General features: G+C 53.5%; 21 protein-coding genes and 1 pseudogene. 9 read left to right on the forward strand and 13 right to left on the reverse strand.

Annotation, left to right across the window (positions count from 1 at the left end; genetic code table 11):
- Window positions 1–148 precede the first annotated feature (148 nt).
- From trpD to FLS37_RS07970, 5 genes are all read left to right on the forward strand, one after another.
- Complete coding sequence (trpD, locus tag FLS37_RS07950; protein ID WP_157669330.1) at window positions 149–1180, forward strand: anthranilate phosphoribosyltransferase; 1032 nt, start codon at window positions 149–151, stop codon at window positions 1178–1180.
- On the forward strand, window positions 1180–1542 hold the full coding sequence (locus FLS37_RS07955) for a GFA family protein (RefSeq protein ID WP_157669331.1): 363 nt from the start codon (window positions 1180–1182) through the stop codon (window positions 1540–1542). The genes trpD and FLS37_RS07955 overlap by 1 nt, the downstream gene beginning before the upstream one ends.
- Before the next feature lie 21 nt (window positions 1543–1563).
- Window positions 1564–2277 (forward strand): PIN domain-containing protein, encoded by a 714-nt coding sequence (locus FLS37_RS07960; RefSeq protein WP_157669332.1) that lies wholly within the window; start codon window positions 1564–1566, stop codon window positions 2275–2277.
- 10 nt (window positions 2278–2287) lie between these two features.
- A complete protein-coding gene (gene trpC / locus FLS37_RS07965; RefSeq protein WP_157669333.1) occupies window positions 2288–3091 on the forward strand; it encodes an indole-3-glycerol phosphate synthase TrpC in 804 nt (267 codons plus the stop codon).
- Between the two features lie 139 nt (window positions 3092–3230).
- Window positions 3231–4529 (forward strand): EAL and HDOD domain-containing protein, encoded by a 1299-nt coding sequence (locus FLS37_RS07970; protein WP_157669334.1) that lies wholly within the window; start codon window positions 3231–3233, stop codon window positions 4527–4529.
- Window positions 4530–4560: 31 nt separating this feature from the next.
- Here the strand turns inward: FLS37_RS07970 and FLS37_RS07975 are convergent, their stop codons facing one another.
- From FLS37_RS07975 to FLS37_RS07990, 4 genes are all read right to left on the reverse strand, one after another.
- Window positions 4561–5301, reverse strand: a complete 741-nt coding sequence (locus tag FLS37_RS07975; protein ID WP_157669335.1) for a hypothetical protein — start codon at window positions 5299–5301, stop codon at window positions 4561–4563.
- 96 nt (window positions 5302–5397) lie between these two features.
- Window positions 5398–6645 carry a tRNA adenosine(34) deaminase TadA gene (tadA, locus tag FLS37_RS07980; protein WP_157669336.1) on the reverse strand — a complete coding sequence of 416 codons (1248 nt, stop codon included), beginning with the start codon at window positions 6643–6645 and terminating at the stop codon, window positions 5398–5400.
- 50 nt (window positions 6646–6695) lie between these two features.
- The gene (gene recN, locus FLS37_RS07985) at window positions 6696–8348 is read right to left on the reverse strand and encodes a DNA repair protein RecN (protein ID WP_157669337.1); all 1653 of its coding nucleotides are present in this window, start codon (window positions 8346–8348) and stop codon (window positions 6696–6698) included.
- Window positions 8349–8617: 269 nt separating this feature from the next.
- A complete protein-coding gene (locus FLS37_RS07990) occupies window positions 8618–9493 on the reverse strand; it encodes an NAD kinase (RefSeq protein ID WP_157669373.1) in 876 nt (291 codons plus the stop codon).
- Between the two features lie 217 nt (window positions 9494–9710).
- On the opposite strand from FLS37_RS07990, the pseudogene hrcA reads away from it, so the two are divergent.
- From hrcA to FLS37_RS08005, 3 genes and pseudogenes are all read left to right on the forward strand, one after another.
- Window positions 9711–10717 (forward strand): annotated as a pseudogene (gene hrcA / locus FLS37_RS07995) (heat-inducible transcriptional repressor HrcA).
- A 95-nt stretch (window positions 10718–10812) separates the two neighbouring features.
- On the forward strand, window positions 10813–11862 hold the full coding sequence (gene mltB, locus FLS37_RS08000; RefSeq protein ID WP_157669338.1) for a lytic murein transglycosylase B: 1050 nt from the start codon (window positions 10813–10815) through the stop codon (window positions 11860–11862).
- Window positions 11863–12034: 172 nt separating this feature from the next.
- Window positions 12035–12370, forward strand: a complete 336-nt coding sequence (locus tag FLS37_RS08005) for a hypothetical protein (protein ID WP_157669339.1) — start codon at window positions 12035–12037, stop codon at window positions 12368–12370.
- A 32-nt stretch (window positions 12371–12402) separates the two neighbouring features.
- Here the strand turns inward: FLS37_RS08005 and FLS37_RS08010 are convergent, their stop codons facing one another.
- The 9 genes from FLS37_RS08010 to FLS37_RS08050 all read right to left on the reverse strand — a co-directional run bounded on the left by FLS37_RS08010 (window position 12403) and on the right by FLS37_RS08050 (window position 23463).
- Window positions 12403–13986, reverse strand: coding sequence for an HD domain-containing phosphohydrolase (locus tag FLS37_RS08010; protein WP_157669341.1), 1584 nt, complete (start codon window positions 13984–13986; stop codon window positions 12403–12405).
- A gap of 17 nt (window positions 13987–14003) precedes the next feature.
- Complete coding sequence (locus tag FLS37_RS08015; protein WP_157669343.1) at window positions 14004–16340, reverse strand: GspE/PulE family protein; 2337 nt, start codon at window positions 16338–16340, stop codon at window positions 14004–14006.
- A 2-nt stretch (window positions 16341–16342) separates the two neighbouring features.
- Complete coding sequence (locus FLS37_RS08020; protein ID WP_157669344.1) at window positions 16343–17113, reverse strand: MBL fold metallo-hydrolase; 771 nt, start codon at window positions 17111–17113, stop codon at window positions 16343–16345.
- 3 nt (window positions 17114–17116) lie between these two features.
- Window positions 17117–17785 (reverse strand): FHA domain-containing protein, encoded by a 669-nt coding sequence (locus FLS37_RS08025; protein ID WP_157669345.1) that lies wholly within the window; start codon window positions 17783–17785, stop codon window positions 17117–17119.
- A gap of 115 nt (window positions 17786–17900) precedes the next feature.
- Complete coding sequence (locus FLS37_RS08030) at window positions 17901–18737, reverse strand: Stp1/IreP family PP2C-type Ser/Thr phosphatase (protein WP_157669347.1); 837 nt, start codon at window positions 18735–18737, stop codon at window positions 17901–17903.
- Window positions 18712–21240, reverse strand: coding sequence for a CHASE2 domain-containing serine/threonine-protein kinase (locus FLS37_RS08035; RefSeq protein ID WP_198314538.1), 2529 nt, complete (start codon window positions 21238–21240; stop codon window positions 18712–18714). Before FLS37_RS08035 ends, FLS37_RS08030 begins: the two co-directional genes overlap by 26 nt.
- 74 nt (window positions 21241–21314) lie before the next feature.
- Entirely contained in the window at window positions 21315–22016 is a 702-nt protein-coding gene (gene mtgA / locus FLS37_RS08040) for a monofunctional biosynthetic peptidoglycan transglycosylase (protein WP_374756835.1), read from the reverse strand.
- 77 nt (window positions 22017–22093) lie between these two features.
- Window positions 22094–22930: a shikimate dehydrogenase gene (gene aroE / locus FLS37_RS08045; RefSeq protein WP_157669351.1), complete on the reverse strand. Its 837-nt coding sequence runs from the start codon at window positions 22928–22930 to the stop codon at window positions 22094–22096.
- Between the two features lie 80 nt (window positions 22931–23010).
- Window positions 23011–23463, reverse strand: a complete 453-nt coding sequence (locus FLS37_RS08050) for a rhodanese-like domain-containing protein (RefSeq protein ID WP_157669353.1) — start codon at window positions 23461–23463, stop codon at window positions 23011–23013.
- 386 nt (window positions 23464–23849) lie between these two features.
- On the opposite strand from FLS37_RS08050, the gene glnA reads away from it, so the two are divergent.
- Entirely contained in the window at window positions 23850–25259 is a 1410-nt protein-coding gene (glnA, locus tag FLS37_RS08055; RefSeq protein ID WP_157669355.1) for a type I glutamate--ammonia ligase, read from the forward strand.
- The last annotated feature ends 1392 nt before the right edge of the window (window positions 25260–26651 follow it).

A 26651-nucleotide genomic window follows, 5' to 3' on the forward strand; every position in this document is an offset into this window, starting at 1 on the left:
GCATCTTCTTTACGTAAGTAATAAACCAAAAATTCTCACGCTTCGTTACTTCGCCTCGCCGTACGACTTGTACTGATCTTCGGCTTTGTGCCTTGCGTGGAAACTTTTGTCCAGTTACTTACCGTCAAAAATAAAACTGGGATAAGCAATGATTACCGTCCAAGCCGCACTGAACCGCCTCATCGACAATAACGAGCTGTTTTACGACGAAATGCTGCACCTGATGCGCCAGATTATGTCGGGTGAAATGACGCAGGCGCAAACCGCCGCGCTATTGATCGGGCTGCGCACCAAGGTGGAAAGCGTGTCGGAAATTGCCGCCGCCGCCACGGTGATGCGCGAATTTTCGACCAAAGTCGCCGTGCAAGATCGCTGCCATTTGGTGGACACCTGTGGCACCGGCGGCGATGGCGCGCATACGTTTAATATTTCAACGTGCTCGGCTTTTGTTGCCGCCGCGGCGGGCGCGAAAGTGGCCAAACATGGCGGCCGTTCAGTGTCGTCTAGCTCAGGCTCGGCCGATGTGCTCGAAGCTTTTGGCGTCAATCTCAATCTATCTGCCGAACAAGTCGGCCAGTGTATCGACGAAGTGGGTCTGGGTTTTATGTTTGCGCCCAACCATCACAGCGCAATGAAATACGTCGCGCCGGTGCGTAAAGAGCTGGGCGTGCGTACGATTTTCAATATCCTTGGGCCGCTGACCAATCCGGCCGGCGCTGATAATCAAGTGATGGGCGTATTCCACCCCGATCTGGTGGGTATACAGGCGCGAGTCTTGAAGCAATTGGGCTCCAAGCACATACTCATCGTACATGGCAAAGACGGCATGGACGAAATCTCGATCAGCACACCAACGATGATTGCCGAATTGAAAGACGGCGAGATTGTTGAATACGAATTCGATCCGCGCGAATTAGGCTTTGAGCTGGCCGACATCAAAACGCTACAAGCCAGCAATGCGGCCGAATCCAAAGCGATTATTGAAGGCATCTTGAACGGCTCGCTGACTGGCCCATGCCGCGATATCGTACTGCTGAATGCCGGCGCAGCGATTTACGCCGCGAATCTGGCCGTGACGCTGGAAGACGGCATCAACGCCGCGCACGAAGCACTGGCCAGCGGAGCCGCCAAAGCCAAACTCGACGCGCTAGTTGCTTTCACGCAGGGCCTCGCCAAGTAATGGACACGCCACGCACCTACCGCGGCAGCTGCCACTGTGGCTCAGTCAAATTTCGCATCAGCTCGCCCGAAATCACCTCGGGCGTGCGTTGCAACTGCTCCCTCTGCCTGCGCAAAGGTGCGCTAATGACACCACATATTTATTCACCGGAAGAATTGGTGATTGAATCGGGTGCGGATCAATTGAGCGCCTATCAATTTGGTAGCGGCGTGGCCAAGCATTATTTCTGCAAGGTGTGCGGGATTTATCCATTTCATCAAACGCTACGCAAACCGGGATATTACCGCGCGAATATTGGTTGTCTAGAAGATGTAGACTCCCTTGTTATTCCTGTAAATGTTTTTGATGGCAAAAGCCTTTAAAACCCAAAGCGGCCCAATTCAATGAACAAACTATATTTTGTTGATTTTGAAAACCTTCAAGACCTCGCGTACGAAGAGATTGATCCTAATAACGACATGGTTGTTATTTTTGTAGGACATGCTCAAACAAAAATTAGTTTTGACATTGTAAAGAAAACACAAAAACTTGGAAAAGCTGTTGAGTGGATTCAAATGGGAGGTTCAGGCAGAAATTCACTCGATTTCCACATTGCTTACTATCTTGGCTATTTTATTGCATCCAAAGAAAGCACATCGACAGAATGCAAGATATTTATTGCGTCAGGAGATAGCGATTATGATGTGCTGATTAAACACATTTTGAGTCAGGGTCATTACTGTGAGAGAGTGAAAAGCATTCCGAATCTAACTAAAAACTTACAAGAGCCCGTCTCAACATCAATCAAAATCTCGAATCAAAATCCAGACCCAATAGCTATTGAAACTAAAGTAACCCCAATGGTTACAAGTATAGCGCCATCTCCAACTGTATCGAGCAAAGCCCTCTCCAATAATGAAGTTCTAGTTCATTTACTCGAGATGCTAGCCACTGTAGATAAGTTAAAAAGGCCAAGGACTGAAACCACCTTAATTAACTTCATAAATTCAAGATATTTAAAAAAGAAACCCGACCTAAAACCGGAAGAAATATTCAACTTACTTAGAAAATTCAAAAAAATCACGTTGAATCAAAAACGCATTTCATATCAATTTTAAGAAGAACCCCATGTCCGACATCCTAAAAAAAATCTGGGCCACTAAGTTTGAAGAAGTGGCAGCGGCCAAAAAACTAATCCCGCTTACGGAAATCCGCGCGCAGGCTGAGGCGAATAAGGATCACCGTGATTTCGTCGCGGCGATTCGTGCTAAGCATGCGGCGGGTAAAGCGGCGGTGATTTCTGAAATCAAAAAAGCCAGCCCATCCAAAGGCGTGATGCGCGATCCATTTATTCCGGCCGAGATTGCGCCTGATTACGAAGCCAATGGCGCAGCGTGCTTGTCGGTACTGACTGATGTGCAGTATTTCCAAGGCCATGCCGATTACCTGAAAGCGGCGCGTGCGGCGTGCAGTATTCCAGCCCTGCGCAAAGACTTTATGGTTGATGAATACCAGTTTTATGAAGCGCGCGCCTGGGGTGCCGATTGCATTTTGCTGATCGCCGCAGAACTCGATGTGAAGCAAATGCAGGATTTTGAAGCGATTGCGCATGGCCTGGGCATGGGCGTGCTGGTTGAAGTGCACAATGCCGAAGAGCTGGACGCGGCGCTGCACCTGAAAACACCGCTCTTGGGCGTGAACAACCGTAATTTGCGCACCTTTGAAGTCAGCCTGCAAACGACCATCGATTTGCTACCCCGCATCGTTGCCGATGGCCGCATTGCGGTGTGCGAAAGCGGCATTCACACCACTGCCGATGTGCAATTGATGAAGGATCACAATGTGCACACCTATCTGGTTGGCGAGGCTTTTATGCGCCAGCCATCACCAGGGCAAGGCTTGCGCGATCTGTTTCAGCCCGTCTACGGCTAAGAGATGACTCGGGGTACTCCCCTGAGTTACCATTGCAGCACAATGGCGCAAACCAAGAGCAAGGCAGGCGTCGGGTGGCACTGGTAGCACTGCATAATGCTCACTATGCTGAACCATTCATTCCGGTGAGGGCATCAGCATGCTCAATTGGCTATTAAACAAAATCCTGCCTGAGCCGCCCACCCCGGCACCCGTTGGCACGCCAGCCACTCCCCGCGTGTCTGTGGAGCCGTCACTACCGGGACTGCTGCGCCGGCGGGCGGTTTACAACACCCGCTGGCAAATTGCCGCCTACAGCTTCACCTTGCGCGAGCTCTCTCACCACGAAAATCAGGGCGAGGAATACAGCCATGATGAAGTGCTGCTGTGCGAAATAGAGCGCCTACTGGAAACGCAAGCAATGAGCAGTGGCATCTGGCTGGGCGTGCACTGGAAAAATCTGCCACTAATTAGCCAGCATCATTTTAATGACAGCACGGCGATCACGATTATTGCGCACGGCGAACCCGACTGGCGCGCAATCGACATCAATACCGTACTGGATGATTTGCAAGCCAAGTACAGCATCGGTGCCACTGCCAAACGCTGGCACCTTAGCCAGCCCCAGCTTGGTGAACGCCTTGCCCTGATTGAACTCAATGTGCAATCGCCTGATTTTGCCGTGCTAAGCCAGCAGATTCACGAGTGCCGGAAAATTGCGCCGAATGCCCAACTCTGGGTTAACGACATCGACAGCCGTGAAGCGGCGGAGGCCTGCTTCCAGCTGGGTGCCGACTACGTTAGCGGATCCGTTTTCAATTGGCCGCAGGCCCAGCAATTGAGCTTTCCCGACAGCTTTTTGCGCCTGAATCAGGTGCTCAATCTGGTGCGTCAAAACACCGATGCAAAAATTATTGCTGCCGAGCTGAAAAGCGATCCGGCTCTCAATGCGCGCCTGCTGCGCTATGTTAGTTCTGCAGCGCTGGGTTTGGCACAGCCCATCAGCAATCTGGATCAGGCGATCTTCGTGGTTGGCAATCAGCGCCTATACCGCTGGTTGTCTTTGCTGCTGTTTTCCTGCAAAGGCGATCAGGAGCTGGACCAGACGCTACTGGAAACGGCACTGACGCGTGCACGACTGATGGAGCTGGCTGCGGCCACGCGGTTTAGTGCGAGTGACTGCGAATTATTGTTTCTGACCGGGCTGTTTTCGCTGCTGGATTTTTTGCTGCGTGTACCCCGCTCACTGCTGCTGGCAGAACTAAATCCACCCGGCATCATCAGCGATACACTGCAAGACAAAGCAACTACATTCACCCCCTATCTGCAGCTGGCTGAGCGCAGCGAATTGGGCGGGCCTTTTGGAGACTTGCTGGCTCAATGCCAGCTCGATAGCGCAGCATTTAACCGGATCCAGATTGATGCCAGTTTGTGGGCACTATCTGCACTGGCAAGCTAGCGGCATTTTTACACACCAGGACAACCCAGGGTTAGGAGCGGCCACCCCCGTTGCCGTTTCCTCCACCATTTCCTCCACCATTTCCACCACCATTCCCACCGCTGTTACCGCCACCATTTCCACCGCCGTTTCCGCGTCCACCACCCTGCCCGCCACCTTTTCCGTTATCGGAGCCTGGCCCTGTTGATTTCCCGCTGTTCGCCTTGTCTTTGCTGCCCTGATGCTGGCTGGATTTTTTATCCATAGACTGGTTTTTGACCACTTCGCTACGGCGGTTTTGCTGCGATAAAGCGCGCTCGTTGGCCCGGCTTTTGGAGACGACACTGCCCAGATTAAGCCCCATTGAATTGGCAATCGCCCCCCAGCCCATACCCGATGCACGTAAAGAAGTGATATTTGATATGGCCTGTGCCAACTCGGCTGAAGTCGGGTTGCTGATATTGCTCTTTTGCAAGCTGGTTTGCGCCAACGATAAAGCAATATTCACTTCGCCCCAGCCCATGCCTTTGCCTGCCCCGGTGATCGTGCTTGTGGTGCCGGTATTGCTGGTCAGCGTGATATTTTGCCCCGAGCGCAGCCCGCTCACCAGCGCAGTGGCATTGTGTGTCGAGCCTGCCAACTGCGAGTAATTGGCCGCCAGACGCTCGCCCACTTGCTGGCTATTTTGCTTGGCCGCAATGGTATTGGTACGTTGTGCGCTGTCGTCGAGCGCATCGGCCAGCGCAGTCGTCGTACACAGCAAGGCGACAGAAATCAGCAATATGTTGCGCATGATGCGCATCTCCTTTCAAACATGCTGATTCAAGCTATGTTTGTCGCCGACGAAATACATGCTTTAAAGCTGCTCCCTGCTGACCAATGGAATTAATTACTCCGAGAGCAAGCGCTCTTTCAGTGCGGCCTGCTGATCAGCAGTCAGCCCCAAGACATGGGCAAGATAGCGCGGCATCGAACCGGCCTGCTTTTTCACTTCGTGCATGGCGGCTTTCAAGTAGTGCGCCTGCACGCCAAAAATGGCGTGAAGAATGTGGATGTCGCCACCAGCCGCCACACAGCGCTCGATCAGCGGCTGGTATTTGGCAATCACCTTGTCGTGGCTGGCCAGATAATCGCGCAAAATGGCCTCGTGGGGCACGCCCAGGATGCTGAGCAACAGGACGCTCGCCCAGCCGGTACGGTCTTTGCCTGCCGTGCAGTGAATCAGCAAGGGGTATTGCTCTGTAGAGCATATTGTACCTAGCCAATGGGCATATACCTGCTGCGCCGTTGGGCTAGTCACCAGATCACGATACAGCGCCAGCATCATTTGCTCAGCAGCGCCATTGCCCAGATGCTGTTGCAGCAAATCAGGGCGCTCTAGCATTTGCGCCACGTCGAAAGCCAGGGTTTGCTCGGTATCGGCTAGCGCATCCAGCCAGTAGTTTTCCGCGCCCGGCAGGTGCGGGTCGGGATGGCGCACTTGCTCGCCGTAGGAGCGAAAATCCCACACGCTGCGCAGCTGCAATACCTGCGCGGCTTGCAGGCTAGTTTCGGGCAAACCAAACCATTGCTCGGAGCGAAACACCATCCCCATTTTTACCGTACGACCATCGGCGGTCTTGAGCCCGCCCAGATCGCGCAGATTATTCAAACCCGCAATTTGAATATCGCGGCTGGCTTTTTTCTGCGTTTGCCGCCGCTGAGCAAAAAAATCACTCAGCAGCACGCTGGCTTCATGCTGGCACAAGCCAGATTCGATCTGCGTTTGGTGATTGAGTTTGGGCTCGGCAAATGGGTTAATTACACTGCCTGCCGCGCCGGTTTTGGTGTCGTCCGTGGCGTACACCACACGCTTGAGGCGCGAATGCAAAATCGCGCCAGCACACATGATGCAAGGCTCGAGCGTGACATACAGCTCGCAATCGCTCAGGCGGTAATTACCCAAAGCTTGGGCCGCGGCGCGAATCGCCAGCATTTCGGCGTGCGCGCTCGGGTCATGCGTCGCAATTGGCTGATTGTGCGCACGCGCGATGATTTGACCTTGATGAACCACCACGGCGCCAACGGGCACTTCGCCTAAATGGGCGGCTTTTTGCGCTTCAGCGAGCGCTGCCTGCATAAATTCAAGATCACTCATCGGTATCCAACGCCTTTTCAAGCTGCCTATGATACCGCCAAGCGATCGACCTAAGCCAACATCTCGGCCGCGTGCTGTCGTGTGGTGTCGGTGATTTCCAGCCCTCCGAGCATGCGCGCGATTTCTTCGATGCGCTGCTCATGGCTAAGCTGCGCAATGCTACTGTGTACGCCATCTTTGGCCTGCGCTTTCGCCACTTGCAAATGCTGCGCGCCACAGGCCGCCACTTGCGGCAAATGCGTAATGCATAAGACTTGCCGGCTCGCGCCCAATTCAGACAATAAACGGCCAACAATCTCGGCCACGCGCCCGCCGATACCGACGTCGACCTCGTCAAAAATCAGCGTCGGCACGTTCGCCACTTGGCTGGTGACCACTTGCAGCGCCAAGCTAATGCGCGACAATTCGCCACCCGAGGCCACTTTCGCCATTGGCCGCAATGGCGATGCAGGGTGATTAGCGGTTTGTAATTCGATTTGCTCTAGGCCAAACGCCGCCGGCTGCGTTTGCTCGATTAACACCACTTCACAGCGGCTACCCGACAGCGCCAGCGTTTGCATTTGCTCGGTGACGAGTTTGGATAAAGTTTTGGCCGCTTTCGCGCGTTTTTTCGATAGTGTTTCGGCTTGCTGGCGGAACGCCGCTTCTGCATCGACCACTTGTTTGCGCAAAGCATCGAGGCCCTCTTCGCCGCCCAATTCAGCCAAACGTGCCTGCCACTCAGCGAGCTGCTCGACCAACATTGACGGATCAACGCGGTATTTACGCCCTGTGCGGTATAGCGCATCCATACGCGCCTCAACGTCGGCCAAACGATCGGGGTCAAGTTCGAGCTTATCGGCGTAGTGGCGCAGGCTGGATACCGACTCAGACAATTGCGCTTCAGCACCAGCGAGCAGTTCCAGCGTTTCATTAATCGCCGGATCGTACTGCGCCAACTGGCTCAAGCGATGCGCGACGGTGGCCAGCCAGCTCTGGCAATTGTCATCGCCGTCCGAAAGCGCGTCCAAACCGCTTTGTACGCCTTCGATCAGGCTGGCGGCGTGGTGCAAGCGCTTGTGCTCGGCCTGCAATTCCGGCCATTCATCCGCCGCAATCGCCAAGCCGCCAATTTCATCAATTTGCCACTGCAGCCGCTCGCGCTCGGCCTCAAAACGGTCGGCGTTTTGCTCAGCCGATTGCAGCTCGTTCGCTAGGCTGTGCCAATGTTGATAACGCTTAGCCACATCACGCGCCAAATTGGTCGCGCCCGCATACGCATCAACCAATTCGCGCTGCGCATCGTGGCGCAATAGTGATTGATGCGCATGCTGACCATGAATATCGACCAGCCATTCGCCGACGGCTTTAAGCTGGTTTAAGGTGGCCGGACTGCCGTTAATGAATGAACGCGATTTACCACTGGCGTCAATAATGCGGCGAATCAGCAGCTGATCGCCCTCATCGCTAAATCCCTGCTCACTAAGCCACGCCGCCACTTGTGGAAGATTGCTAGTTGCAAACTCAGCCGACAATTCAGCGCGCTCGCAGCCATGACGCACAACTCCCGCATCAGCACGCTCGCCGAGCAGTAAACCCAGCGCATCGATAATGATTGATTTACCCGCGCCAGTTTCACCAGTCAACACCGTTAAGCCATTGGCAAAATCCAGATCAAGTTCACGAACAATGACAAAATCGCGTAAATGCAGAGCAGACAGCATGGTAGCGGCACGCCTCAATAAGAACGAACGTTCACTTTAGGGGAAGTTTGGATTTTGGACAAGAGGGAAAAACAGGATGTGGGCGATTAACTGCAAAATCAGTTTTTTCGGCCTACTAGACAAGAATAAAAAGCGAGCTGGAAACGTAGCGAGAAGCTTGAGTACAAGGCATAAAAATGGCGAAATCCCGAAGTTTACATTTGTAAATGAGGGCTTTGAGCCATTTTTATAAGGCAGATTGCAAGCTTCGCAGTAGTTTCCAGCTGTGGTCATAACAACTTCTCGCCCCAGCGCAGCTTGGCGCGAAGCATATCGTAATAGCTATACCCATGCGGATGCAGGATGCGCAGCGAATTGGTATAGCGGCGGATCAGGACTTTATCCATTTCCTGCAATTCAAAATCAGATTGATTATCGAAATACACCCGCGCGTCTTGGCCGCGGGTCAGTAGGAATTCAACTTGGGCGTTTTCGGATACCACAATCGGGCGGTTCGATAGTGATTGTGGGCAGATCGGCACCAAGGTAATCGCCGGCAGCGACGGGTGCAAAATCGGGCCGCCGGAGGCGAGCGCGTAGGCGGTTGAGCCGGTTGGCGTTGATACGACCAGACCGTCCGAGCGCTGACTGTAAACAAACTGGCTATCGACGAAAATCTCGAACTCAATCATCGAGCCAATCGAGCCACGGCTGAATACCACATCGTTGAAAGCCAGCGAGGTATTTATCGTTTTGCCTTCGCGCAAAATGCTGGCCTCAAGCAAAATGCGCTCTTCAGGCACAAACTGCCCCGCCAGAATATTGGGTACTGACTTTTCCATTTCGTGCAATGGAATATCAGTCATAAAACCCAGCCGCCCCTGATTGATACCCATCAGAGGTATACGATACGGGGCCAATAACCGTGCGACAGACAGCATGGTACCGTCCCCGCCCAGCACAATCACTAAATCAGCCAGTTTGCCGATGTGGTCACGATCAACGCATTGGTAGGCGCTAATCTCGTGCTCTTGCGCGATTTTGCCTTCAATCAGGACTTTGACATCGCAAGACTCAAGCAAAGCCGCCAAGCGGCGAATCGGGTCGCCCAAGGATGGGGTATTGAGGCGGCCCACAAGGGCGATGGTTTTGAATAGGCTGTGCATGGCGTCGGAGGCTTGAATTAATAGAGTCGCAGCCGCATTAATATACCAAAGAACAGGTAAAATCTCGCGAAAATCAGCGGCCCAGCCGCTATTGCGATGTTTAAAACGGCGCAATGGCTTGCTTGATTTGAGTAAACTCTGGTTTTTCGCTATTTTCGAGCTGACATAGTCGTTTTTTCGTTCCTTGTTGATCGTCCTCGTAGACCCTAGGTAAGCCATGCATCTGAACGACCGATCTCAAATCCTGCTCAAAACTCTGGTTGAGCGCTATATCGCCGACGGCCAGCCCGTGGGCTCGAAAGCGCTGTCGCAATTTTCGGGGCTGGACGTCAGTAGTGCCACCATCCGCAATGTGATGGCCGATCTGGAGCAGCTGGGGCTGGTCGCCAGCCCGCATACTTCGGCGGGGCGGATTCCCACCGCGCAAGGCTATCGACTGTTTGTCGATACTTTGCTGGCGGTGCAGCCGCTGGAGCAAATCCAGATTACCAGCACGCACACGCTACCCAATGATAATCCGCAACACAGCATTGTGGCGGCCTCGCAATTATTGTCACAGTTAACGCAATTTGCCGGCGTGGTAATGACGCCCAAGCGCAGCGAATTGCATTTAAAACAGATCGAATTTTTGCCACTGGGCGATAAGCGCGTATTGCTGATTTTGGTGACGAACGATGGTGATGTGCAAAACCGCATCGTACAAACCGAACGCCACTTTGCGCCCAATGAATTGATCAACGCCGCCAATTTTTTAAATGAACATTGCGCTGGCAAAACACTAAGCAATCTACTGGGCTGGCTGCAAAGCGATGTGATTCGCGTCAAGCAAGACCTGACCAGCCTGATGAATGCCACCGTGGCAGTCAGCAGCAATCTCAATAGCGAACATATGGTGATTGCGGGCGAGCACCAATTGCTGGGTCTGCACGATTTTTCTAGCGATATGCAGCGCATGCGCCAGCTATTTGAACTTTTTGAACAAAAACCGCCCTATTGCAGTTACTTGAGCAAGGCCACCACGCCGAAGGCGTGCAGATTTATATTGGTGGCGAGTCGGGCCTGGCCCCGCTCGATGAATGCTCGGTGATTACCGCACCGTATCAAGTCAATGGCGAAGTCGTTGGCACGCTGGGCGTGATTGGACCGACGCGAATGGCCTACGAGCGTGTTATACCGATTGTCGACATTACCGCCAAGTTGCTGAGCTCGGCCCTGTCTAATTAAACGAATTAACCCAATTAATCCGGCGCAGGTGAAGCAACGGCCTGTGCCCAATTCAGCGTCAGCGCGCTGAACATGACCCCAAAATTGAGCGAACAATGAATTTCAAAACCTTAGCCGCAGCCATTCTCCTCACCCTCAGCAGCACCGCCATCATGGCCGACGATGAATTAATCAGCCGCCCTGAAGTGCAGCAATACATCAACAAAACTGCGATGGATCACGGCTTTGCGCCCGAAGAAATCGCTGGCTGGCTGCAGCAGGCCGAATTCAAAGGCAATATCATCAATATTCTGGACAAACCCTCCACCAGCCGCCCGTGGCATGAATTTGAAGCTAATTTCGTCAACAAAACCCGCATCAACAATGGTGCTAAATTCTGGCGCGAAAATGCGATCTTGATTGGTGACATCACACGCAAATACCAGGTTGCCCCCGAGGTATTGCTCGCAATCCTAGGTGCAGAAACGAATTACGGCCGATACACCGGCTCTTTCCGTATTGTCGATGCGCTTTCGACCATTGCATTTAATTACCCGCGCCGCGCCGCGTATTTCCAAGGCGAGCTCACCCAATTATTCCTGCTCGCCCGCGAAGAGAAAAAAGACCCGCTGAGCTTTAAAGGCAGCTACGCCGGCGCGATGGGCTGGCCGCAATTTATGCCCACCTCGTTTCGCAAATGGGCGCAAGACTGGGATAAGGACGGCTACCACGACATCTGGAACAACCCCGGTGACGCGATGGCCTCGGTGGCCTACTACCTGAATCAGCACGGTTGGCAAGACGGCGGCGACACCTACACCGCGGTCAATTTCAATGGCGACCCAAGCCAATTAGTCGCCGACAAATTCAAGCTGCAATACACCGTAGACGAGCTAATCGCCAAAGGCGTGATGCCGATTAATGAAATCAACACCAAGCAGCAAGCGGTGCTCTACACGCTGGAAACCGAGCCGGGCTTTATCCAGCACTTTTTGGGCTTTAACAATTTCTACGTGATTACCCGCTACAACAAGAGCACGCTGTATGCGACGGCGGTGCTGCAGCTGGCCGATGAAATCAAAAAAGCCTATGTCAATGGCGACGATTTGCCCAAACCGGCAGTTGCCAAAAAAGACGCCAAGCAAGCGGACAAGAGCAAAAAATAAACCATAGGTATATGCTTGCAGCGCATGATGAATAAGCGCTTCAGGAATATACCCATTAAAGCCAACTCAGCCTGGCGCAGGAAAACCCAAAGCACTGAAAGCAAATTGACAAGCAGCGCAAATAAAACCAAAGTAAGCAGCATTCACTCCACGCAGCAATAAGGACAAATCGATGAATGCCTGGTTTTTCAGCTTTGGATTGCCGTTTCTGATTCTGGGTGCGCTGCTCGGCGGCGGGCTGTATGCCCTCTTCGCGTCGATGATGTATAGCTACCTCAAAGATAATTACAGCGACGCCCTGCCGCCACGCATTGACGTTTTTCTCAATGATTACGAAGCCATGGGCGGCTTTATGGCCGGGATCTGGTATGCGCAAAGAACCGGTGACTGGAAAAGGATAGAGAGCCGTGTGTGGCGCTATTTCTTTGTGGCCACGCAATCACTCGGCCTGTTTGCCATGTTGTGCTGCGTCGCTTTTTGCGCGGCGTTTTTATTTATGCCACGCTAAATTACACATTTCGTAGACCAGAGACCCGAAATTCAGACCTCCAGCTGAGCCAGCAGCGCGGCAATATCCACCTCATCAAACTGACTTTGATTCAAAAAGCGCGTGGCATAGTCAAACCAGACCCGCTCACGCAGGAAAATTTTGAGCAGCTCCTTGTCGACATGCTGCTCGCACGCCATGCGCGTCAGTATTTTTAGCGCCACCGAGAGCTTCATCCCGTCCTTATAAGGCCGATCGCGCGCGGTCAGGGCTTCAAACACATCGGCAATCCCCATAATCCGCGCCTGAACACTCATTTGCTCGCGCTTCAGACCGCGTGGATAGCCCTTACCATCCATGCGCTCATGATGCCCGCCTGCATATTCGGGAACATTTTTCAGGTGCGCAGGCCAAGGAAGTGCCTCAAGCATCTGGATGGTGATTTCAATATGCCGGTTGATAATGTCGCGCTCCGCAGCAGTCAGCGTGCCTTTGCGGATCGACAGATTTTCCTGCTCATTGGCCGATAAAAAGTGTTGTGCCGTGCTAGCAGCAACAGGTTGCCAGCTCCGGGTGGCAATCGCCGCAATGCGCGCAATATCTACATCGGGCAGCATTTCACCGCCCTTATTCACCGCGCGGATAAAATCGCGATCAGCGAGCAGATCCTGACGCTCCTGTTCGTAGCGCTCGGCAGTGATCACCCCGCGTAGCAAGGCGATTTCCAGATCGCGCAACAGTACTTCAAAGCGCGTATCAATCAGCTCGATCCGGTCAAAAATGGTTTGCAGTTTGGTAGCTTTATCGACCACATGCACCGGCGTGGTGATTTTGCCGCAGTCGTGGAGCAATCCTGCGATTTTCAATTCATAACGATCGCGCTCGGTCATTGAAAATGACGCCAGCTCGCCCGTTGTACAGCGGTTGACTGCATCAGCGAGCATCATGGTCAGCTCAGGCACACGCTGACAGTGGCCGCCGGTGTAGGGTGATTTATCGTCAATCGCCAGATTGATCAGATTGATAAACCCTTCAAACAGTTTCTGCAACGATAGAATCAGCCGCCGATTGGTGAGCGCAATCGCCGCTTGCGACGCCAGCGACTCGACCAGATGCTGATCATTGAGGGTAAATGCCTCAATTTCATGCAGATCATTCAAGGCATTGATCAGCTGCAGCACGCCAATAATGCGCCCCTCATGGTCGCGCATCGGCACCGACAAAAACGATTTGGAATGATAGCCCGAGTGCTGGTCAAAACGGCGAGTGCCTGAAAAATCATAATCCGCACTGGTATAGGCATCTACAATATTGATCGTGCAATTTTGATTGACGGCGCACGCCACCACATTAGCCAGATTGGGGCGACCATCTGCCAACGTCAGCGGGACGGGCGGCAGCGTGACGGGTATACCGCTGGTGCCGCCTTGCGCCAGCCCCAGCGTGGTATTGAGCAAAATCTCAAAGTGCAACGCATTGTCTTTAAGCAGATACAAGGTGCCCGCATCAGCACGCACCAGATCGGTAGCAGCAACCAGAATGCTCTCGACCAGACGCTTGATCTGCGTTTCACCCGATAAGGCCACACCAATCGCATTGAGTTTGTTCAGGCGCTGCTGTAATTCTTGTTCATTCATTTGATACCCCCATGGGGTCACTTGATGCAGACCTTCCTGATCTGGGCCATGTCGGTCATACCCTGCATGACTTTTTCAATGCCATCCTGTTTCAAGGTGCGCATGCCTTCGTCCAGCGCGCAGGACAGCAGCTCGGCCACACGGGCGTGCTCCTGAATCAGCTTTTTGGCCGCATCCGTGCCCACCATCAACTCGTGCAAACCGACACGCCCTTTATAGCCCGTGCCACCACATTCGTCACAACCTTTGGCTTTATAAAGCTGATACCGGCCTTTGGGTGCATAGGCTTGCTGCCATTCGGCCTTCAAATTTTGACTAGCCGTCTCAGGGTCGGCCTGCCACTGCGGTGTACCGAGCAAATCGCTGCTATATTCAGCCAGCATTTGCTCGATTTCCTTTGCGTCCGGCTCATAAGCCGTTTTGCAATGCGGGCACAAACGCCGCGCCAGCCTTTGCGCCAGAATACCCAGCAGGGCATCGGCAAAATTAAAAGGATCCATCCCCATATCCAGCAGGCGGATAATCGATTCGGGAGCGCTATTGGTATGCAGTGTGGCCAGCACCAAATGCCCGGTCAACGATGCCTCAATACCCACACTGGTGGTTTCGGCGTCGCGCATCTCGCCCACCATGATGACATCAGGGTCGGCGCGCAAAAAAGAGCGCATGATGGAAGCAAAACTCAAACCGGCCTTGCTATTGACCTGCACTTGCCGCAGTCCTTGCTGGGTAATTTCCACCGGGTCTTCTGCAGTCCAGATTTTTGTCTCTGGCGTATTGAGGTATTTCAGCACCGAATGCAGTGTGGTGGTTTTACCCGAACCAGTTGGGCCGCAGACAAAAAAGAGGCCGTATGGCTTGTCAACAACTGATTTGAGGCGCTGCAGATTGCGCTCGGATAAAGCCAGCTTTTCCAAAGGCAATGGCTCACCGGCAGCCAGAATACGCATCACCACGTCTTCAAGGCCACCAGCCGTTGGCACTGTTGCAACGCGCAGCTCGATATCCAGCGTAGGGACGTATTTTTTGAGCTTGATTTTGCCATCTTGCGGTTTGCGCCGCTCGCTAATATCCAGATCGCACATGATTTTGATGCGAGTGACCAGCGGATTGCGGTAAGCCGATGGCACCTCACGATAATGCACCAGTTGCCCGTCACGCCGGAAGCGGATTTGCGTTTTGGCAGCGCCAGGATAGGGCTCGATATGAATATCCGATGCGCCCTGCTTGTGTGCGTCTACAATAATCTGGTTCACCAGACGAACCACTTCATTATCCTGTGCGGCGCTGACTTCATCGACCGTCAGCGGGGCTGCCTCGTCCTCGGCATTCATGTCATCGAGCAGCGTATCGATTGTGCTGACATCGAGTACACCAAAAAACTGCTCCAGCGTTTGCAAAAACTCCTGCCGGGTTGTGACGCGAATCTGCAATTTGCGCGTACCAAAGAACTGCAAGGCACCACCGCGCACGCGCTCCGGATCGGTCGTCATCACCACCACGCCCTCAGCCGACTCATCAATCGGTATCCATTGCTGCTCGGCCAGGTATTCGCGCTTGAGATTTTTCAGAATATCCAGCGGCTTGATGCGCTCGCGCCGGAATGGCTCGTAAGGCTGACCAAAAAACAGGGCTAGCGAAGCGCCAATCTGGGCGTTACTGACGCTGTAACCCTCCAGCAGCACTTTTTCGATGTCCTGCTGTTTTTTTTGCGCCTCGCGCAAAGCTACCTGCCAGGCCGCGGGGGATAGCGCTCCCGAAACGACCAGCTGCTGATATTTATGCTGCGGAACAAAAGGATAAGCCGTACTCTGCCGCTGCCTGAAAGCCACCGCCAGTGTCTTGGCCAGCAAGCCAATCCCTTGCAGCATGGGCTCAACAAATGGCTGCTGAGAGCGGTTATTGATCAGCTGAACCACCCCCAGCAGCACGCCATCACCGTCATTCAGAATCGGGGCGACCAGCATTTCCCGGGTATGAAAACCGGTTTTCTGATCGACCAGCTGTAAAAATTGCAGACTGCCGGAATAGGATTGCAGCTCGGCCTCGTCATACACATTGGCGATATTAAGCTGCTGCTTATGATTGGCGACAAAACCGGCAATGCTGCGATCATTAATCGGGATGCGCAGCTCCTTGACGCCTTCCAGACCCGTTTTCACCTTGGCCAGCAAATCCTTGCCGTCATCGCTCACGGTGTACAGCGTAATTCGCTCACACGAGAACACCTGACACATCGGTGCGCTGATCTCGATCAGAATTTCGTCCAGATGGCTCGTTGCATGTATTTTGGTGGTCAAACTTTGCAACGCTTGCATAAAGTCGAGCGTCAACGCGGAAGGTGAGGTGGTCATAGTCAGAACTCGATAATTTCGCCCTGCAGCAAACGACGAATGGGGTGGAGATGATCCAGTTGCAGCACTTCACGGATTGTCAGCTCGCTGTCTGCGGGCTTTAAATGAGTGATCAGTACTTCCGCACCGCCTCGCCATTGCTGCAACTGCTCGGCCAGCGTGCTGGAGCAAAGGTGTTTGGCGGCATCGGCAATCGCGTGCTCTTTATCGGCAAATGCAGTTTCAATAATCAGAGCCTGCAAATTGTCGACTTGATTTACGGCGCGCCAGAATTCATCGCCTGCAATCGTATCGCCACTAAATACAATAGACGCAGAATCGGAGCTCAGCAAAAACGCGACGGCCGGGATGGTATGAATTGCGGGCAAAGGCGTAATGCACAACTCACCCACCTGACAAGGCTGACCTAATTCATGTTCGACAAAAATCAGGCTGGGCTGCTCAACGCTGGGGATAGCGGAAAAATCAGGCCAGATCAGCCAGTTAAAAACGTGCTTGCGCAACAATTCGATCGTTTGCTCGCTGGCATGGACATAAATCGGCTCAGTACGCGAGCCAACCACCGAATCGAGCAGCAAAGGCAGGCAGGCAATATGGTCAAGATGAGCATGAGTCAGGAAAACATGGTCAATCGCCAATAGCTCAGCGTGTTGCAGATCGCCCACGCCGGTGCCTGCATCGATCAGCACATGCTGATTGAGCAGAAACGCGGTGGTGCGGTTGTCGCCACCGATACCACCACTGCAACCGAGAACGCGTAATTGACAGCTCATGGTTTACCTAAAGAAAAATGCCATCCTGATTCCCATCACTTCGATGAGATCCTCTTCAGCGAGTAATTGCGGCTTTTCCGAAATTTCGCGTGAATTGACCAAGGGGCGGTGATCGCCTTCGATATGCGTAATATAGTAATCATTACCGCGTTTGCTCAAAGCCACCACCTGCAATCCGGCCTTGCCCAAAGAAGTGACTTCCTTGCTCAGGATTAACTCGCGCCCGGCGTTGGCTCCGGTCAGTACCCTGATCACCGCTTGCTGGCCTGCACGCGCTGGCTCTGGCGCTCTGGCAGGTTTGGCTTTCTGAACAGGCGCAACGCCTGCAACTGGCGCTGACATGACCATGGTTTTTTCAAATTCTTCCTGGCGCGCGGCGGCCACCGGATCACGGAAGAAGGCAATCGTGTACTTGCCCAGCACCAGTTCATCACCGCTTTTTAGCGGATGGCGACTGATTTTTTCGCCATTGAGTACAACGCCATTGGTGCTTTGCATGTCTTCGACAAAATAGAGCTGCCCCACCACTTCCACCACGGCATGCAGGCCGGAAATAGCCAGATTATCAATCTGGATATCATTATTCGGCCTGCGCCCTATCGTGGTGCGTGGGCGGGTCAGGCGGAACTCCTGAATAATCTGCCCATCCAGACTTAATACCAATTTTGCCATTAGCGACGATTCCATTTCATGCTGTTAGTCACCGGGATCGCTTGAGTATTGATTGCAGCACTTGCTAGCACTTCAATACGCAGTCCCGGCGGAATTTGATCCATTCAATTCCCGGCTAGGCATTTCCGCCAAACCAGCCAGTGACCTTGTTCCAGATTTTGCTTTCCACCTGAAAATCGCGAACGATTTTGATCAGGATAACCGAGATATTGTCACGCCCGCCCTCTGCGTTGGCGTGCTCGATCAGGACATTGCTGGCTTGGGGTAACTGGTCTTTAAATACGCCGATCAATTGCGCTATTGAGTCGTCTTCGAGCATATCGCTTAAGCCATCGGAGCAAAAGAGATACACATCACCGACTTCAACCTCGTATTCGCGCAACTCGGTTTGCACCACTTCATTCACGCCCACCGCCCGGGTGACCAGGTTTTTATACGGGGCGTGCCGGGCTTCTTCCAGACTAAGCAGACCGGCATCGATCTGCTCTTGCAAAAAAGAATGATCCTTGCTCAGCTGCACCAATTGCGCGTTGCGCCAGCGGTAAGCACGCGAGTCACCCACGTGGGCCAGTGCCAAGTGGTTATTATAAAACAGGCCTGCCACCACCGTTGTTCCCATCCCGGCGCACTGGGGATGTTCGTGCGCGGTCTGGTAAATCAGGCTGTTGGCTCTGTCTATCGCCAGCAAGAGCATTTCATGCGCCACAGGCAACAAGCTGCCGGCAGTCTTGATATGCGGCGGCGTGGCGGAGATTTGCGCACGCATCAGCTCGGCAATCACTTCAATGGTAATGCCGCTGGCCACTTCGCCCGCGTTATAGCCTCCCATACCATCGGCCAGCACAACCAGGCCCAAGTCGGGATCAAAGAAAATGGCGTCTTCATTGTGCTCGCGCACCCTGCCCGTATCGGTGCGACCCGCAATCTCAAGGGCGCTCGACAGATTTCGCATTCGCGGCTCCTTTGATTGCTTCTTCTAGTTTGAGTAATACACTCGCCATATTGGCCCCTGTCTGAAAGCGTGCGTCGGCATTTTTTTCCAAGGCTTTCATGATGATTTTAATCACGACCGCCGGAATTTTCGGATTGTAATTGCGAGGGTCGGTTGGCGGCTGCTGGGTAATCCGGAACATCAACTCGGCCATCGACTCCCCGACAAACGGCAGGTAGCCCGTCAGCAGCTGATACAGCATAACGCCCAGCGAAAACAGATCCGAACGTCCGTCGATGTGTTTGCCAGCCAACTGCTCAGGCGACATGAATGATGGTGTGCCCAGCACCATGCCGGTTTTGGTTTTGGACGAGTCGGTGATACGGGCAATACCAAAGTCGGTGACCTTGACCGTCCGGGTTTTCCGGTCATACATCACATTGGCAGGCTTGATGTCACGATGCACTACGCCAGCTTGATGCGCATAATCCAGCGCTTGAGCGATCTGCCGCACAATGGTGACGGCCTCCAGCAAAGGCAATAACTGGCCAGGCTTGGTATACGGGGTCAGGTCTTCACCGGCCAGAAACTCCATCGCGATATACGCCAGATCATGCTCTTCGCCAGCGTCAAAAATCGTGACGATATTCGGATGATTCAAGCGCCCTGCGGTTTCGGCTTCGCGGAAAAAACGCTCGCGCGCTTCGGCGAGTAAATCGGCTTCAAACTCCTGCGACAAGGCCATGGTCTTGATCGCAACGCTGCGGGAAATTTTGGGGTCTTTCCCCAGATAAACCGTTCCCATCGCGCCTTTGCCCAGCTCTTTTTCCAGCTGATAGCGTCCCAGCATCGGCTTGACCACATCGCCATCGAGCAAAATCTGTGTCCCGCCTTGTGCGCCTGCACCCAGAATGACTGTTTCGGACATCTGCCTGGCGGTTTTCATTTTTTCTACCAGATCACGATACTGCGGATCATGCGCATGCATCAGGCGGTAAACCGACTCAGCCTTGTTAAACTGGCGCTTGCGCTCAAAATCGAGCGCCAGATTGTACATGACTTCCATCATGCCCTCGTCCAGCGGCACCCGGCGCAGCTTGTCAAACGCCATATCGAGCTGCCCCTGATTTTGCAGCGCCAGACCCAGCATGCGGTTTGATTCGGCCGATTCGGCCGACGATTTTTCCTCGCGCGCTTCGGTGAGCAGAAAATGCTTGGTTGTCAGCGCCAGATGCCCGATCAGCAGCAGGCAGGCCGGTGCCATCATCGGCAGCCAGAGCATGGCTGAATACATCATCAGGTATTGCCCTGCAAGCAAGGCCAGTAAAGCGCCAGCGGTCGATACTGCCCCGGCTTGCGCACGCAGTCGCGGCAAGACCATCACCAGATACAAGGCCACCAGCAAGACCAGCGTCACAGAAAACCAGACCACCCACGCCGGGGTGCGATACACCTGCTGTTCGAGCAGGGCCGAAATCGCTTGCGCCGTCATCACCACCGGGCTACTGCTGGCCTCCACTGGCGTGCTCAAAGTATCACCCAGGCCAGGCGCGGTAACGCCGATCAGTACAATCTTGTCACGATATTTGCTGGCCGCAATTTTGCCCGCCAGCACATCGTAAAACGAATCCACCACAAACACCGGCTGGCCCTGCTGATCGGCATAAAAATGCGGGAAAACCTGTGCTTCGGGCGTGGTTGGCCAGCGCAGCGAGCCCAGCTGCAGGCCTCGGCCGAAATCGAGCCGGATTTGCCGCTGCGGCACATTCAGCGCCTGGGCGCTCGCTTGCGTAAAAAAGCTGGGAAACAGCGCGTCGTAATACACCAGCGCCAGCGGCAAGGCGCGCACAACACCATCGGCATCCTGATCAAACACCAGCGGCGCCACCGCTTTGGCGACTTCGCCGATTTCCGGCACCGGCACCACCGGCATAATCACCGAGCGCGGCTGGCCGCGAGCGGGGTCGCCCTCGGCATCGATTTCCTGGCGCAAAATAAAATCGGGCAGCTCGGCATCCGGATTACCGCTTTGCGCGCCCAGCGAATACAACATCGGCAGCATGACATTGCCGGCCTTGCCAATGCTGGCGGCCAACTGCTGATCGACATTCAGTTTTTCAATATTTTGCGCCAGCTCGGTGGGCAACTCGGGGGGATAATAGTCGGGCTGGGCGGCTACTTTAGCGGCCAACTGCTGCAGATAATCGAGGCCACGATCACGCTGCGGCTCGGTAAAAAACACCGTGGATAAAATTTGCGACGCGCCAGCGGCGTGCAGCTGATCAATCAGCCGAGCATGAATATCGCGCGACCACGGCCAGCGCCCCAGATTATCAAGGCTGGTCTGATCAATGCCGATGATGGCGATGCGCGTCGACGGTGCGCGGCTAATCCAGCGCATGCTCTGATCATAGGCCTTGCTTTCCAGATCACGGATCAGCGGCGTGGTTTGCCACAGCAAGGCAAACAGTACGACGACAATCAGACCCACCGCCCAGTCACTGCGCCAACCTTTCAAAGTCATGCTCATCCTCGTTTTCTTGTGTGGCGTCTGCGGCAAGCCAGTTTCAGCAGGCCAATCATTGCGGTGCGGATCAATCACGGTATATCGGCGTAAGCCATCCGGCGCTGAATGATGGCGCTTTTTCGCAGCAGGCGGCGATCATTGCGGTGCGTATCGTAATAACGCGGATTGGTCACCATGGCCGCCATTTTGGCCGCTTGCGCACGGCCAAGCCGCTGGGCGCTGGTTTTATAGTAGTGACGCGCCGCAGCTTCTGCACCAAAAACGCCGTCACCCCATTCGATGACGTTTAAATACACTTCAAAAATCCGGCGCTTATCCCATGCAGCCTCGATCATCACGGTGAGAATCGCCTCTTCCATTTTGCGCAAGGGGTTGCGACTGCCGGATAGGAACAGATTTTTGGCCAATTGCTGACTGATCGTCGAGCCACCGGCGACAATTCGCCCTTTCTTGATGTTTTTTTCCCACGCCGTTTGCATGCCTTCCCAGTCAAAACCTTCGTGATCGAGAAATTTGGCGTCTTCAGAGGCGACCAGCGCGCGTTTCAGATTGGGCGAAATTTGGTCGTAATCGACCCACTCGAATTTCAATTGCGCGTCGGGATTGATTTCCTGCAAGCGTTCAAGCTGGGTGCTCATAAATGCGGTGTCGCTCGGATTAATCCAGCGCCACGCAATAATATGCAGCAACATCCACAGATTCCAGGCCAGAAACAGCGCCAGCAGCAGCAAAACGCCACGCCCTATCCAGCCAGCCATACTGATATTTTTCATCTTAAACCAACGGGGGTATTGCCCCACAAATCAATTAATACAAAACCTAGAGGGCAACACCCATGGTGATATTGGCGTTACAGCTGGGCACGCATCCAGTCCAGCACCGGCGCTACATCCGGGCGCAAGCCGGTCCACAAATGAAACGCCTCGGCCGCCTGCCCCACCAGCATGCCCAATCCATCAACGCGCTGCGTCACGCCCGCCTCGCGGGCCTGCGCCAGAAACGGCGTTTCAGCCTTGCCATACATCATGTCGTAAGCGAGGGCAACAGGCGCAAAGACTGAATCGGCAATCGGCAAGCGCTCGCCGCCGAGGCTGGCGGAGGTGGCATTGATGATCAGATCAAACTGACCCGCAACTGCCGCGAATTCGCAGGCTTGCAGAGGAATCGGCGTATTGGGCTGAAAATGCGCAATCAGCGCTTGCGCCTTGCCAAATGTGCGATTGGCCAGTGTCAAGCTCGCCGGCTCTTGCGCCAACAAGGGGAGTATCACGCCGCGCGCCGCGCCACCTGCGCCCAGCAGCAAGATACGTTTACCCTGTATATCAATATGTCGTAGTACATCGGCAACCAAACCTGCGCCATCGGTATTGTCACCCAGCCAGCTACCATCGCTTTGCAGTTGCAAGGTGTTGACCGCCCCTGCAGCCTGGGCTCGTTCGCTCAAAGTCTCGGTCAGACGAAAGGCCTCTTCTTTAAACGGCACCGTCACATTCGCACCACGCCCGCCAGCCGCCGCAAATTGCGCAACGCACGCGACAAAGCCATCCATCGGCGCGAGCAATTTATCGTACAGAAATCCTGCTACCGCCGGATGGCCAGCAAACTGCGCAGCAAACGCAGCATGAATCAGTGGCGATTTGGAATGGGCAATCGGGTTGCCGATCACAACATAAGTGGCTTGGGTCATGGATTAGATCGCGGCGCAAATAAAAAGTGAGGCGTAGTTTACACTGCACGCCTCACGCCTTACACCTTTGCCGTCACAAATTAGCCTTGTTTCCACGGCAAACCGGCGGCTTGCCAGCCGTTTTTGTGGCCGCGCTGCTCGTTTTCGTCCTTGTCACCCTCAAAGCCTTCCAGAATATTCATTGCCGCGGCATAGCCATGCTGCGTAGCCAGAATGGCGGCGTCGTGCGAGCGCGCACCGGAGCGGCACAAAAACATCACCACCGCTTCCGGGTCAACCTTGGTTTTAAGCTGCGTCAGGAAATTGGGGTTGCTAGCCATGCCCGGGTACGATTTCCACTCAATCAGTTCGGCCTGCGGCACCACGCCCACCCATTGCCATTCCGCGTGCGTACGCACATCCACAATGTGCACAGCGGGCAAAGACTGCACTAAAGCCCATGCCTCGGCGGGCGTAACGGCACCGGCATAGGGCAACCCGGCGCTGGCGGCGCGGGCACGGGCGGTTTGGAGAATTTCATTGGCTTGACTCATACATCACCTTTTTATGAATTGACTCGCAAGCGGGGCTTGATCGGCCTCCATTCTATGGCGCGAGCAGTCGATGCGCCAAGCAATCGACACTGCCTTACTAGAACAAATGCGCCAACAAGGGAGGGCACGAGCACAACGCACACCAAGCGCACCATAACAGTGCACTTTCCACCCCAATGCACCACGACTTATCACCAACAAGAAGCATGCGCGAACGCAAATACTTGTGGCACAATAGCTGGTAGCTGTTTTACCGCTTGGCACGGTTTGTGCTTGTAGTAACGCCGTCCAGTGCGCAACAGCGCACACGCAGCAAAATGACGCGCAACAGCGCACATGCAGTATCCCATTTCCTGTTTTCACTTGTCCCAACTAGGAGCGACAACATGGCTGTAGCCGACGTTCTCAAGCTTATTAAAGATAACGACATCCGTTTCGTTGATCTGCGCTTCACCGACACCATCGGTAAAGAGCAACACGTAACTGTTCCTTCACACGTCGTTGATGAAGAATGGTTCGAAACTGGCCACGCTTTTGATGGCTCATCAATCGCCGGCTGGAAAGGTATTCAAGCTTCAGACATGTTGCTGATGCCAGATGCATCAACTGCTAAAATCGACCCGTTCTTTGACGAACCAACCGTGTTCATCACTTGTGACGTTCTCGAGCCAGCTACTGGTAAAGGTTACGATCGTGACCCACGCTCTTTGGCTAAACGCGCTGAAGCCTACCTGAAAACTTCAGGCATTGGTGACACTGCATTCTTCGGTCCAGAGCCAGAATTCTTCATTTTCGACAACATCCGTTGGAACACTGACTTGTCAGGTACTTTCGTTAAGATCGGCTCTGACGAAGGCGCTTGGGCTACTGCTGACGAACCAGCAGGCGGCAACTTGGGTCACCGTCCACGCGTTAAAGGCGGCTACTTCCCAGTTCCTCCAGTTGACAGCCACCAAGACATCCGCGCAACGATGGTTATCGTGCTGGAAGAATTGGGCGTGCCTGTTGAAGTATTCCACCACGAAGTGGCCAATGCTGGTCAGAACGAGATCGGTACTAAATTCTCGACTTTGACTCAACGTGCTGACTGGACTCAGATCCTGAAATACGTTGTTCATAACGTGGCTCACCAATACGGCAAAACTGCAACGTTCATGCCAAAACCAGTCGTTGGCGACAATGGCTCAGGTATGCACGTTCACCAGTCAATCTGGAAAGACGGCAAAAACTTGTTCGCAGGTAACGGCTACGCTGGCCTGTCTGAAACTGCCCTGTTCTACATCGGCGGTATCATCAAGCACGCTAAAGCACTGAACGCGATCACTAACCCAGGTACTAACTCGTACCGTCGTTTGGTTCCTCACTTCGAAGCGCCAGTTAAATTGGCTTACTCTGCGAAGAACCGTTCAGCGTCTATCCGTATTCCTCACGTTTCTAGCGACAAAGGTCGTCGTATCGAAGCGCGTTTCCCGGATCCGTTGGCTAACCCATACCTGTGTTTCGCAGCGTTGCTGATGGCCGGTTTGGATGGTATCCAGAACAAGATCCACCCAGGCGATCCAGCTGACAAGAACCTGTACGACTTGCCACCAGAAGAAGACAAATTGATCCCTACCGTATGCGCGTCTCTGGACGAAGCATTGGCAGCTTTGGATGCAGACCGTGAGTTCTTGACTCGTGGCGGCGTATTCACTGATGAGTGGATCGATGCGTACATCGAACTGAAAATGAACGACGTAACTCGTTCACGCATGAACGTGCACCCAGTTGAATTCGATATGTACTACTCTCTGTAATCAATCTCAGCCTGCGCTTGCGCAGGCCGATTGATACACAAACCCGCATCCAGCCTAGCTGGTGCGGGTTTTTTAATGCCCGGCTTTTTAGCCAGTCCGCAACAATGAACGCGGATCACACCCACGGGCATGACTGGCAAACCCAAACCAGAACTCCCACAAGACTTCGGGATTGCTGCGAACATTGAAATGGCCGGGCAGCTGACACACCAATCATGGGTATATGGCTGAAGCCATTGATTAAAAACAGCTATAGAAACATACCCATAGATTGCAACATGAAAGATGCTCAATCGTGGATAGAGAAATGGCAAAACTGCAAGCTATACCACAACAGACCTGATTGAAGCCGGAGCTGCTGCATACACCCAAATTCGCCACATCCTTTTGGGCTCACGGAGCCGCTGGCGATTGCTAGCTGGATCGTGGGCATAGAAGGCTTCAGCGGAACCGCTGCGCTGAACCATTCTGTTGCGTAGGGCATGCTTAGCCGAAGGCGTAACCCGCCAATCAGCAGGTGACTTCACATCAATCAGCGCGAACCTCGACTGGCCTTATAAGGCTATGCACATCGACTTTGACAGCAATACACCCACCCGCGTAGATCCACCAGCAATGGCCACGGCCATCAGCAAAGCGCCAAGGTGACGGAGAAGGGGGAATGGTTTTTTCATTCGGTCGGGATAGATCTGAGTTTGTGAGCAAAGATATTTAAAGAAGGGTATTGCGCTGCAGGACTTTTGAATAAAGTCATATAGAGCAATACCAAGGCTTAGATTTGCTTGCACCGCTGACACACGGTAAACACTGGGCTGCGCAAGCTTAGCCCAGTCTACGAAATGCCCAACTTACCGCGTTACAAATATCTACAAGGCAATACCCATGAAAATCCAATTACGCTGCGCTAAGCGGGCTGTTTCTAGTTTCGCCAAAGACAATATTCCTACAAATCATCGCAACAGAGCCTCCATATGAGGATTCGATAAAAACTAATAGCCGCGTCTCATACTTCTCGACTAATCTGGAAATCAAATTTTGAAAGTCAGACTCCACATAATTGCCAGCAAGAAGTACTCGCCAAGCATCACTTGATATGTTTTGGTTAGTGGCCGCATCCAACTTCCAGCAAAATATGTCAGATACAAGTAAGTAGTTCCTTGCAACTAATTGGAATGAATTTTGCTTCAAAATAGGCTCTTCATAGGAGCCAAGCTTGAAACGTAATCTTTTAGGTCAACCACTCACGCCCGATGAAATCGTCATGTTAGAGAGCATGGCGCAACAGCATCATCACGCCAATTTTCGCCCACGCGCCTTGGGTTTATTGGCTTTGCACGAAGGAGAGTCGCCCAAGACCGTGAGCAAAATATTACGCATGAGCGAACAAATGGT

The organism is Chitinibacter sp. GC72, assembly GCF_009760905.1.
Lineage (GTDB): Bacteria > Pseudomonadota > Gammaproteobacteria > Burkholderiales > Chitinibacteraceae > Chitinibacter.